This is a genomic window from Myxococcus sp. AB036A, from assembly GCF_006547355.1.
GTDB classification, from domain to species: Bacteria; Myxococcota; Myxococcia; order Myxococcales; family Myxococcaceae; genus Myxococcus; species Myxococcus virescens.
The window spans coordinates 17580-29704 of the sequence record NZ_VHLC01000009.1 but is presented as its reverse complement, the minus strand read 5'-3'; the positions used below and the strand labels follow the sequence as shown (position 1 = coordinate 29704).

Below are 12125 nucleotides of genomic sequence, written 5' to 3'. Positions count from 1 at the left end.
GTCCAGGCCCCACGTCACGGCGCGTCACGGCGGAGTGCCCGTCGGGCGGGCGGGCGGACCCGCGCTGCTACGCTGGGCGCCATGGCGAGGATTCTCATGGCGGCCCACCCCACGGCGGGTCACACCAACGCACTGCGCGCCATTGGTGGGCGCTTGCGTGAGCTCGGCCACGACCTGGCCATCGCAACGGTCGTGGCGCCGGCGCGCTTTCCCGGCCTGATGCCAGAGCCGCTGCGCTTCGCCGCCCAGCTTCCGGAAGCCCTGCGCCAGGACGGACTCAGGCTGGTGCCACTGCGCCCTTCTCCGGCCGCGCTCTGGTACGGCGCGCGCATCACCCGGGCCCGGGGGCTCGACGAGTTGGGGTGGGCGCTCCGGCTGTTCACCACCGGCATGGAGGGGCATGCACGGCGCATCGCCGAGGAAATCGAAGCCTCGGGGACTGACGTCGTGCTGGCCGACTACCTCATGCCCGCGGCCCTGCTCGCGGCCCTGAGGACGCGGCGTCCCTATGTGGCGCTGTATCATTCCGCCCTTCCCTTCCCCGTGGAGGGCGCGGCGCCTTTTGGGAGTGGGCTCGAGGACGACGCCCCCCGCGATGCCGCATGGACCCAGGCCGAGCAACGAGGGCTCGCGCTGCTGCGCTGGTTCGATGCGCGTGTCGCCCGTGCCGCGAAGAACCTACGCGTCCCCTTGAAGACGAACGGCCTGCTCGCGGCGCCCATCTCCGACGACCTCAACCTGATGGCGACGACCCCGGCGCTGGAGCCCGGCCTCGAGCCGCTGCCCGGCCCGGTGAAGATGACCGGCCCGTGCCTGCCCCGGCCCGCGCCCGCGAGCCTGGATGACCCCGCGCTCACCGCCATCCGGCCCGGCCGCACGCACGTCTACGTGTCACTGGGCACGGTGTTCAACGACCAGCCGCACGTCTTCCACGCCATCCTGGACGGGCTGGCGCGGCACGACGTGGACGTGGTGGTCAGCGCGGGCGCCAGCTTCGAACGGCTCCAGGCTCGCGCGGGCCCGCGCACGCAGGTGTTCCGCCGCGTTCCCCAGGTGCCCCTGCTTCAGAAGGTGGACCTGGTGGTGACGCACGGTGGGAACAACACCGTGCAGGAATCACTCGCGGCCGGGCGGCCCATGGTCGTCGTGCCCTTCGGCGGCGACCAGCTCGCGAACGCGCGGCGCGTGGAGCGGCTGGGCGTGGGCCGCGCCGTGCTGCCATCCGCGCTGAGCGCCGACGCCATCGCCCACGCGCTCACCCAGGTGTCCCAGCCAGAAATGGCCACCAAGGCCCGCGCCCTGGCCGCGACGCTGGAGGGTGTGGACGGGACCGAACGCGCGGCCCAGGCCGTGCTGCGGCTCCTCACGACATGACACGGGGCGGAGCGTCCCCCTCCGCGCGCTCCGCCCCGCATCCGTCCCCGCTCGCCTCAGGGCGTGCAGGCGCCGTGCGTCACGCTGGTGCACGGGTCGCTGGCGCCACACCGCGTCCAGCGCGCGCAGCGAAGCGCGTTGTAGTCCTCGAACGCCTGCACACTCGTGGTGCGCCGGCCCTGGCTCTGCGACTCCAGGCACAGCTCGTAGTCGGTGATGGGCGTGTTGGGGATTTCATAGACAGTCTCATCCGCCGCCAGCATCCCGCTGGCACTGGCACACTGCAGCGCGTTCGCGGGCGAGCTCGCGCGGACCTCCACCACGCGCCGGGCGCACAGGTTCGTGTCCTGGATGCCCACCGAGTACACCGTGCCATTCGGGTCGCAGGTGTGCGCCGCCACAGACTGGCAGCTCCCGCTGACACACACGGCATTCGCACGGCAGAACTGGCTGTTCCCCGACGAGACGCAGCACGCCTCGCCCACTTCGCCGCAGTTGCGGCAGCGCTCGCCCGCGGCCTCCATGACACACGTCAACGTGCCACTGCAGGACGTGGTGCCCGCATTGACGCAGCAAGCGCCGCCTTCGTTGCCACACGGCTCACACGTGCCGCTGCGGCAGACCAGCCCGGCGTTGCAGCTGGCGGAGTCCGTCCTGCAGGCACAGCCGTTGGTTCCATACTGGCTGGGGGAACACGACGATGAGCTGCTCTGGCAACCGCCGCAGCCCGCCAGGAGGGCCATGAACACCATCATCAGCCCCCGAAGAAGGGGAAGGTTCGATTTCACGAGGAAGGTCCTTGTTTGTGGAAGTGTGGAAGTCGTGCTGGCCGGAATGCGGCTCACGGGCTCAGCACCAGGTGGACGCGCTGCCCCTGTCCATCCAGGGCCTGCACCAGCACGCTGAAGTCGTCGGCGAGCGCGAGCGCCCTCAGGACGCGGTAGCCGGCCTTCTTCAACTCCTCCGGCAGCACCTCATCCAACCGCGTGGCCGTCTTCCCGTCGGGTGAGGCGAGGAAGGGCACCTGCGTCTTGCCGTCCTCGGCGGTGGCGGTCCCCAGCACCCAGCCTCCGTCGTTGATGGCCACGGCCTTCGCGGACACGGCGCCCTTGGGCATCGGCAGCCACCGGGCCTCCTCCTGCCGCGACCAGACGAAAGGACGAGGGCGCTTGTCCGAATCGAGCGCGGTGCCCACGAACACCCCCACGTCGTTCAGCGCGGTGACCTCGGACTCGTTGTCCAGCAGCACCTGCACCTCCTTGCCGTAGACGCGCGCGGCGCGGAGCCCCTTCTCCGTCTCCAGCGTCACCGCCACCTCCCCCAGCGCGTTGAAGAGGACGCGGCTCGGGAGCAGCTCGGACAGGCCGGGGTGCCGCGCGGGCCCCACCTCGTCCACGCGGTAGATGCTCTTGCCGTCGTTCGGGTCACGCACCAGCAGCGTGCCGTGTGCGTTGGCCGTCACGGCCTCCCAGCCTTCCAGCCACTGCTCCGCGCCCGCCTTCACGTCCTCCGAACGGAGCAGGAACGCGTTGGGGCCCTTGGAGGTGTATGCCGTTCCGAAGATGTCCCCCGTCGAGTTGACGCCCGCCACGCGCACCTGCTCCGCGCCGAGCACCTCGTTCAGCCAGTACGCCTCGCCCTTGCCCGTCAGCAGGACGTCCGACTCCGCCTCCTTGTACCGGGCAATCACCGCCCCACCGTTGAGCAGCTGCACGGGGGCGTAGAGCGAATCGATGAGGTACCAGCGCACGAAGGGGAAGACATGTACGAGGCACGAGCGCACGCCCACCTTCACGCTCTTCCGGACGCCGCCCGACGCGCCGTAGACGACGGTGGGCCCCGTCCAGTAGGGCGGCAGGCGCAGCGTGAAGCGCGCGGAGCGCTGGCCCTCGGGGACGCGCACGGGCAGCACGCCCACGCTCGCGTCCACGCTCATCAGGTCCACCAGGATGCCGCCGGTGGGCGCGGGGCTGCTGAGCACCACGTCGCCGGACAGCTCGCTGGGCCCCGAGGACGGGCAACGGCTGCTGGGGGTGACGACCGCCATCGACGACAGCCGGGGGCGCGGGACGCCGCCATACGCGACGAACTGCTTCACCTGGACGTCCTCCGTGAAGTCGATGTCGAAGATGAAGGTCTTGTAGCCGCTCACCTTCGCGCTGGAGCCAGGCGCAAGGGTCAGCTCCACGTTGTGGGGGCAGGCGGCGCTGTCACAGAAGGGGTCATCCGAACCACGCACCTGCCGGGCGTAGGCCTTGAGCGTCCCCCGCACCCGCGTCACGTAGGTGGAGTCCCCCAGGTTGTAGCGGCTGGGCAAGGTGTCATCGAAGGTCCAGGTGATGACGTTCCCGGAGCGCGAGCCATACATGTGCAGCACCAGGTCCGAGTTGAGACCGAACTGCCGCGCCGGCACGTTGAGGTTCAGCGTGTTCGCCGCCTTCGGCAGCAGCCAGTAGCCGGTGGCGTAGTCATTGCCTTTCACGCGGATGCGCGCGGCGTTGAGCCGGATGTTCGTGCCGCGCCACACGTCGTCCACGACGTCCGCGTGGGCGGCCTGCGCCAGGAAGAAGCCAAGCAGGGCCAGGGGCAACAGCCCGTTGAGACTGCGTTTCATGAGGACCTCGACTGCGGTGGGTGGGTTGAAGCGAAGGGGCTCAGCCGCCACGGCTGGCCGAGGCCTGGGCCATCAGCGCCATGACGCGGGCCCGGGTGGCGGGCTGCTGGCCGGGACGGACCGAGAGGGCCTGGAGCATCCGGAGGACGGCGGTACTGTCGTCCATGCGGGGGGTGAGGACGTTGAGCAGCGCGGCCTCGGCCCCCGGCGCCAACTGCCCCGCCACGACCCAGCCGCTCAGGCGCTCCAGCTCGGGTGCGCCCAGGGTGCGCGCATTCAGCGCGTCCAGCAGCGCGCCTTGCACGGCACGCGCTGGCTCGGACATCAGCGCGTCCAGCAACATGCGCGTGGCGGCCTCCTGGGGCGCAGTGCGCAGGGCCCCTGCGGCGGCGGAGCGCACCTCGGGCGCCTCGTCACGCAAGTGGGACGACGCCAGGTCCATGACGCGCTCCGTGCCGCTGTTGCCCAGCGCGCGCAGGGAGTGCTCCCGCGACTCGGCGTTGTCCGCGCGTGCCAGGGCGTCCTCCAGCGGGCGCAGGAACTCGGCCACCTCGGGGCTGCCCGCGGGCAGGCGGGAGACGACGGCGCCCAGGGCGTAGGCGGACGCGCGCTCGGCGCCGACGTCACCGGCGGTCCGAGCCTCCGTGTTCATCCGCGCCAGCAGCCGGCCCGTCTCGGGCTCCGGCTCGCGGAGGAGGCCCGCGCGCTGCACCATCAGCCCGTGCGCGCCGGCATGCTCGCGGGCCTCCGTGGAGACAATCAGCTCGCGCAGCGTGGCCTGGGCCTCGGCGTGCCCCGCGCCGGCCAGCAGGTCCAGCATCAGCTCGCGCATCGCGGGAGACCTGCCCTTCTGGAGGAACAGTTGCCCCAGCTCACCGGCCCGGTGGGGCTCCAGCTCGAGCGCGGCGATGGCCCGCCGCGCGAAGGTGCCCAGCTCGGGGATGGCGCCGGGGTCGGTGGCGGACGCCAGCACCTGGAGCGCCGCGTCCACCGTCATGCCGTCGGCCTGGCTGGTCGTCAGCGCCAGTTCCTCATCGCCCTCGAAAGCCACCTGCGACGGCGCACGGACAATGGGCTTGTCCTCCGTGGCCGGCGGCAGCGGCTTCTGCTGACGCGTGGAGAACGCGAGGCGCAGGCGGACGCGCCGCGACATCAGCGAGCGGCCATCGGTGTGCGTGGCATCCAGGATTTCGTCGTGGGACACCCCGGCCAGGAAGCCCTCCGGGTCCCGGTCGAAGTGCGTGAGGGAGCTCAGCGTCTGCCGGAAGGCTGGCGCGGTGGCGGCGGCCCGCAGGGACTGGTAGCGCGCGCGGCGGCGCGTCAGGCGCGCGTCCTCGCCGTCGAACTGGAAGCGCGCCTCCACCTCGCCCGTCTGCGTGGACTCGACGGCGCTCCACTCGGCGGCGTCGCGCAGCTCCGTGGGGAACAACTCCGCCGCCAGCGTCTGCGCGACCTGGCGGAACAGGGGCGGCTCCGCGTCGGAGAACCGGACGGCCACGAGCGCGCCCCGGGCGTCTAGCTCCAGCCACGCCGAAGCCGTCTGAGGCAGGTGCGCCTGCACGGCCGCGGCGTCGGGGAAGAGCGCTTGGCCGGAGAGCGTCGCGTCGTGCCGGTCCAGCCGCTTCACCGCCAGCCGCACGCGCGCACCCTTCGCGCGGACCTCCAGGGCCTGGAGCGTCAGCTCACCCTCCAGGCTCAGCGTGCCGTCCATCGTCTGGGGCGCCTCCCCCTGCTGCGGAACGGGGAGCGCCACGCGCTGCAGGTCGTTCCAGACGAAGTGGTACGTGCGCTCCTCCCCCACGGTCCACCGGTAGAGCGGCAGCCGGGAGGCGCTCACGGGCGCGGCGGCCACCACGGCTTCCGGCGCGGCGTGATGGAAGTAGGACCAGACGGGCACCGCGCCCACGAACAGCAGGGTGGTGGTCAGCGCGGCCGTGCGGACGGCGAGCCTCGAGCGACGCATGAAGGACTCCAGACAATGAGGGAGAAGCGCCGCCGCGGTGGCGGATGGGCACACCGCGGCGGCGAGGGGCCCCGGCTCGCGACAGGCACGAGCCAGGGGGTGCGACGGACTAGTAGACGCGGACCAGCGGCAGCGACTTGGACTCGTTGTAGATGTTCCAGGTGTTGCCGAAGCCGCTCCAGCTCACGATGGTCGTCTCGCCCTTCAGGAAGAGCAGCTCACCGAAGAGCTTGATGCTGCCGTCCAGGAAGCGCAGCTCGATGTCGAGCTTCGACGACGCCCGCAGGAACAGCGTGTTCGGATTCGTCGGGTGCGAGGGCGAGCTCAGGTAGAGGCCGATGTCGCCATAGAGCGGCACGTTGACGCGGGCGATGACCAGCTCGCCCCTCACGCCCACCTGGAGGCCCGGAACCCCGATGCCCACGGACGCGAAGCCCTTGACCGAGGCGAACGGGGTGATGGTCCCGTACAGGTCCACGCCCAGCAGGTCTTCGGAGCAGTTGCGCGTGACGGCGCCACCAATGTTCATCTTCACGCCCGTCTCCGCGGACAGGCCGCCCTGCACGGTGACGGGGACGAACACGACGACGAAGGTCGTGGAGGCCTTCGCGGCGTCACTGTCGAAGACAGGCTTGCCCTCATAGAAGGTGAAGCGCAGCGGGTAGTGCTTGTCGTGGCTGTAGAGGGAGGTGCCCAGCACGCGCGCATCCAGCTTGAGGCGGATGCCATTGCCTTCCGTGCCCGCCTCGCCGCTCACGTGCACCATCTCGTGCCGGGTGGGACCGAACACGTTCGCATAGGCGTTGAACTCGCCGTAGAGCCGCACGTCGCTGTCACACCAGGCGCCCAGGGACTTGTTGCGCAGGCCCGAGCCCGGCTGGACGTACTCCCAGCCGGCCACGTAGTCGTAGCCACCACCGAAGGTGTCGCCGCCCGCGTAGCCGCTGTCGCTGGCCTCTCCCCCGTGCCGCACCGCGCCCGTGGACGGGTTCGTCGGCACGTTCAGCCCGTGGATGTGGGCGCCGTAGATGGCGATGTACTGCGCCAGCAACGACGAGGAGAGCGTGTAGTCCTTCCGGTCCAGGCCCTTCACCTCGAGCTTGTCCGCGTTGCGCACGAAGCTCTCCGGACCGAAGTCGTTGCCGGTCAGGAAGAGGCACGCCTGCAGGTCGGCCTCGCGGCGCGGGGCCATGGCGGCCTCCAGCATCGTCTTGTAGCGGCGGGGGCTCCAGTCACACACCGTGGGGCCCTGGGTGTCGAGGCAGCCGTCCTTCTGCGCCTTGACCAGCGACTCCTCGATGGCCTGGTCCAACCCGTACAGCCGCTCCGCGGTCAGCTTGTCCAGCTCCGCCGTCTGGTGGTCGCGCGAGCGGAGGACCTTCGAGGCCTGCGCCCACTCCGCGTAGACGGCGTCGCGCTGACGCAGCAGCGCGGTGAACGACTCCTGCTCCACCTGATAGTGGTTGAGCACGTCATCCGCGATGTGGCTGAACTGCTCGGCCTGCTTCTGGTGCCAATCGTCCGACGGAGCGACCCAGCTGCGCGCCTCCAGGTTGTTGGCCAGCTTCGCCGCCTCGGACTTGAAGACGTAGCCGTCGGTGCCCTTCGGATAGCGGCCGGGCGTGAAGTGGAAGTACGCGTTCTTCGCCGCGCGCTGCCCGTCCCAGATGGGCGCCAGCTTCTCCTGGTCCCGGCTGTAGAGCACGCGATGCGCGATGCCTTCCTTGCCGAAGGCACCGTTGAAGAAGGCGCGGTAGTCATCGCCGTACCGGCCCGCCTGCCGCTCGAAGCGGCTGAAGTCGAGGTACTTCTCGTCAACGAACTCCTGGCAGGACGTCACCTGAGTGCCGTCCTTCTCCCAGCTCTGAATCCGAGACAGGTAGGCCTGCTCCTCCTTCGTCAGGTTCTCCAGGCCCTTGCGGTAGAGAATCTGCCCCTTGAGCACCTGCCCCATGATGCTCTGGTCCATGCCCTGGAAGCGCGTGTACTTCGGGACGTGGGGCGCGTAGGCCACCGTGTCCACCCCGCCCCCCAGCTCCTCGGGCAGCAACGCCACGCGCTTGGGAGCAGCCTCCCAACCGGCCTTCCACTCCGACTCCACGACCCCCTGGCAGTACGCGTCGTGGACGCTGCCGCAGCTGCTGGCGCGGTAGTCGGCGTCCACGCACTGCTGCAACGTGGGCTTGGGACAGTCCTGCGCGAAGCTCGCGGGCGCGGCCAGCACCGTCGCGGACAAGCCCGCCCAACGCAACTGGCGGCGTAGCTGTTTCGTGTGTTTCCGCTGATTCATGTAACGCGTCGTCCTTGTTGAGGGACCGGCTCCGGGCTCGGCCCGGCGGAGGCCCAGAGCACGGCGCGTGCCGGAGGCGCTCCACCCGCGCTCCAGAGGGAGGCCACGGGGAACGCGAGGACACGCGAGCAACAAGGGGAGGCGAGGTGTTGTCTGCGAAGCTACGGGCGCGGGTGGCGGCAGGGCCACCCGCGCCCTCACGTCAAAGCGGTGCTACTGGATGGAGTAGGCCACCGTGCCGCTGCAGCTCCCGCTGGAGTAGCAGCCAACGCGCATCTGGTACGTGCCCGCCGCGGGCGCGGTGAAGGACACGTAGGACAGCAGGCTGCAGGAGTCGTCGTTGGCCGCCACCTGGGTGTTCGTCGCCGTGTTGTACAGGCGCAGGTAGGTGTCGCCCGTGCCCGTGGCCTGCGGCAGCGTGCAGGTGCCGAAGGACAGCGTCTGGCCAGCCGCCAGCGTCACGCTGACGTTGGTGGTGTTCTGCTGCGCGCTGTTGGTGTTGGTCGCGTTGAAGGTGAAGGTCTTGACCGGCGGGGGCGGGGGCGGCTCGGTGGTGCCGCACAGGCGCATGCTGCCCGCGACGGCGCAGTACGCGTCGATGGCGGGACGCACGTAGGTGATGGACTCGCCACCGCAGCCCGTGTCGGTGCACTGATTCACGACGTTGCAGCCGCCCTGGCTGACGTAGTCCGTCACGCCCCGGACCAGGATGCCGGCCACGGTGACGTTGTTGTTCTCGTACACGCCCGAGCCCGAGTTGCCACCGAAGGTGTCGGTGTTGGCGACGAAGTAGTCCAGCGTGCCGGCGCGGGCGTCTCGCACCCAGCCGCCGTCGTCAATCTTGAACGGGATGCCGCTGCCGGAACCAATCACGGACACGCCCGTGTTCAGCGGCAGGGCGGTGTTGCCCGGACGGATGGGCGCCGGCTCGAAGCGCGGCGTGGCGGGACGGTCCAGCCGGACGACGGCGAAGTCCAGGTTGCGGCCGCCCACCGTGCCCTGCTGCCGCGCGACGATGGACTGGCAGGAGAAGATGTCGGCCGTGGTCACCGTCTGCAGTGTCGTCGCCGACGTGCGATAGAAGTTGAAGACGAAGCGCGTGTTGGCGCAGGCGGACGCGCTGGTGATGCAGTGCCCCGCGGTGAGCACCAGGTCATCATCGATGAGCGTCCCCGAGCAGAAGGCCGACGTCGGGTCATTCAGGAAGCGCTGCGTGGAGCAGAGGTTGTAGGCGCTCTGCAGCGTGCTGCCATTGAAGGTGACGTTGTTGGGATTGGAGGCGTTGAAGTCCGACGGATTCATCAGCGCCACGGTGGACTTCTCGGCCCGGGTCCGCAGCACGGACGCCGGATAGGCATAGACGTCCGTGCGGTTGTCGGGGCCATAGACGACGGGATGCTCCTGCGAACCCGTCTCGGGGGACTTCTCACCGGAGGGCTCTCCTTCGGGCGCCGGGCCGCAGGCCGCGACAGAGAGGGTACACAGCAGCGCGCCGAACAGCTTTCTGCGAGAGGCGGTACGGGTGATGCGCATGGGCGACCACTCCTAACGATGAGGGCCCGCCGGGAAGGACGGGCAACGCCACTCTACGCCCGGCCCTGACACAATTTCATGCAATTCAGTTTTAAACTGTTTAACCAGATAGACGCATCAAAATTTTCTTGTCTATCTTCACTGTCCGTATGCGTCATCGAGTATCACGTCGCTGGCCGAACCCGCCGCCTTGGCGGCTTCGACATCCAAGCCCTCGCCATGGCCCCGGCCACGGCCCTCGAACATCAGTGATTCGCCATTGAATGACGCGGTGCGAGGGCACGACGGCAGCTTCAAACCGGAGCGCAGCAAGTCACACGGCACCGAGCGCGCGGTGTCGAACGTCGCGTCGCCATCCGTCTCCGCGCGCAGGTAGTGCACCCGCCCCGCCTTGAAGTGCAGCGACACCAGCCCGCGCCCCAACAGGCGCTCCACCTCCGCACGGGGCCGCGCCTGCCGCCAGGGCTCCTCTCCGCCCTGGGAGAAGGTCAGCCACTTGCGCCACTTCAGCGGCGCCAGTCCCAGGGCCTTCGCGTCCTCGGACCGCACGCGCACGGTGCCGCGGAAGGCCTGACAGTGTGTGGTGTCACAGACGGGGCGCCCCGGGTGACGGCTGTGGCCATGTTGCTCGTTGTGGGCCACCACCCGCGCCAACGCCACGCGAGCCTCGCCCGTCAGCGTCACGTCCTCGGCGGACACCACGCCCGCCGCGTATTGCAGGCGCGTGGTGCGGAAGACGAAGTCGGAGCCGCGCCGCGCCTTCATGGCGCTGGGGGTGGTGGGAACGCCCGGCGGCGGCCGGTACGGCGGCGGCTCGGAGGTGATGAAGACGCCCGCGTAGTCACGGCCCTCGCCGGGGCCACCGGGAAAGCGCACGCGCCAGGGCGCGCCCAGACACACGGCCGCGCCACGCTGGGTGAGGGATGCCAGGGGTGCCCAGGTCTCCGCGCCCGCGCGCGGCACACCCTCCACCAGCGCGAAACCCGCGCCGGAGCACCGCGCCTCGACGTCCCCCGGTGGAAGCAGCCCCAGCACCTGCACGCGCGCGGCCTCCAGGCCCGCCTGCTTGCGCGCGCGCGCCAGCGCCTTGGGCACTTCGTCCGCGAACTGGCGGGGCATGGCGCCGGGCCGCACCACCACCGCCACCAGGTCCGGGTCCACGGCGGCAATCCAACCGAACTGGGGACGGCTCGCCGCGTCGCGCACGGTGCCCGTCTTGGTCGCCACGCCCACCAGTGACTTCGACGCGGGCAACTCCGCCAGCGTGCCGCGCGCGGCATTGTCCGCCAGCAGCGCCACCACATCCGGCCGAGCCTCCGCCAGCAGCCGGTACGCCTGCGCCACGCCCCAGGGCGACACGGCCAGCGTGGAGCGAAGCCCCGTCGCCTCCGCCATGTCCTCCGGCAGGCCCGTCAGTCCCACCGATGCCAGCACCGGCCCCCACGCGCCGAAGGCCCGGGGCGCCGAACCCCGCGCCTCCCAGTCCAGGTAGTAGCCGTTGCACGAACGCAGCAGCGCGGTGCGCGCGTCCACCTTCGCCGGCAACCCCGCGCCGCAGACCCACTCTGGTACGCCCGGGCGCGGTGGCAGCGTCGGGTGCTCCGCGCCCGCCGCGTACAGGAAGGGCTTGAGCACCGAGCCGTACGGCAGCGCGCGCCGCACGTCCCCCTCCGACAGCAACACCTCTCCCGAATGGCGGCTCACCACCACCATCGCGGGCCGGGCCTCGCGCACGCCCACGCCCGCCAGCTCGTCGATGGACAGCGGCGACGCCCACCGCGCGCCGTCCTGGCACTGCCGAAGCCTGCGCGACAGCGCCGGCGGAAAGCCCGGGGACTCGTTCAGCAGCCGCGCCAGCGCGCGGCGGGCCCTGGGCGTGTCCACCTCCGGCGCCCCGGCCAGCACCGACGCCGCGCGGGACAACGACAGATAGGGCCCCTCCTTCCACGAGGGCAGCTCGCCACTCACCGCCACGGAGAAGGCTTCGTGGAAGAGGCGGTCCTCGCTGGACTGGGGACACGCCCACCACAGGAACTGATGCGCCAGCTCGTGCCGGAGCGCCAGCCGCAGCCGCTCATCCAGCACGCCCGGCGTGTTCTGCCGAAGCTCCACCAGCCCCGGGCGCCCCTGGCCGTTGCGCTGGGGCGTCAGCGCCGCGCCCTTCTGGAGGACGATGGACGCCGGGGGCTTCGCCGGCGCGCCTCCGGCCTCCTGGACGTAGCGCGCCTCCAGCGCCGTCCATGCAGCCTCGGCCTCGCGGCGCAGCCCGGCCTCGGGTGTCACGTCGCCGCGAGTGACGAAGGTGGGGGTGGCCGCTAGCAGCACGGCCACCGTGACGGCCAACCCCATGG

The 12125-nt window shown here is 70.7% G+C and carries 7 protein-coding genes; 1 reads left to right on the top strand and 6 read right to left on the bottom strand.

Translation table 11 applies throughout. From position 1 onward, the window contains the following. Positions 1-81 precede the first annotated feature (81 nt). The gene (locus FL344_RS05835; RefSeq protein WP_228564809.1) at positions 82-1374 is read left to right on the top strand and encodes a glycosyltransferase; all 1293 of its coding nucleotides are present in this window, start codon (positions 82-84) and stop codon (positions 1372-1374) included. 56 nt (positions 1375-1430) lie between these two features. Here FL344_RS05835 and FL344_RS05830 read toward each other — a convergent pair whose 3' ends face one another. The 6 genes from FL344_RS05830 to FL344_RS05805 all read right to left on the bottom strand — a co-directional run bounded on the left by FL344_RS05830 (position 1431) and on the right by FL344_RS05805 (position 12123). Further along, positions 1431-2162 (bottom strand): hypothetical protein, encoded by a 732-nt coding sequence (locus FL344_RS05830; RefSeq protein WP_225888492.1) that lies wholly within the window; start codon positions 2160-2162, stop codon positions 1431-1433. Between the two features lie 53 nt (positions 2163-2215). Next, complete coding sequence (locus FL344_RS05825) at positions 2216-3988, bottom strand: hypothetical protein (protein ID WP_141617819.1); 1773 nt, start codon at positions 3986-3988, stop codon at positions 2216-2218. Between the two features lie 40 nt (positions 3989-4028). Next, entirely contained in the window at positions 4029-5951 is a 1923-nt protein-coding gene (locus tag FL344_RS05820; protein WP_141617818.1) for a HEAT repeat domain-containing protein, read from the bottom strand. Between the two features lie 109 nt (positions 5952-6060). Next, positions 6061-8241, bottom strand: coding sequence for a hypothetical protein (locus FL344_RS05815; RefSeq protein ID WP_228564808.1), 2181 nt, complete (start codon positions 8239-8241; stop codon positions 6061-6063). A 213-nt stretch (positions 8242-8454) separates the two neighbouring features. Then, complete coding sequence (locus FL344_RS05810) at positions 8455-9774, bottom strand: trypsin-like serine protease (RefSeq protein WP_141617816.1); 1320 nt, start codon at positions 9772-9774, stop codon at positions 8455-8457. Positions 9775-9912: 138 nt separating this feature from the next. After that, positions 9913-12123 (bottom strand): SpoIID/LytB domain-containing protein, encoded by a 2211-nt coding sequence (locus FL344_RS05805; protein ID WP_141617815.1) that lies wholly within the window; start codon positions 12121-12123, stop codon positions 9913-9915. Positions 12124-12125 lie beyond the last annotated feature (2 nt).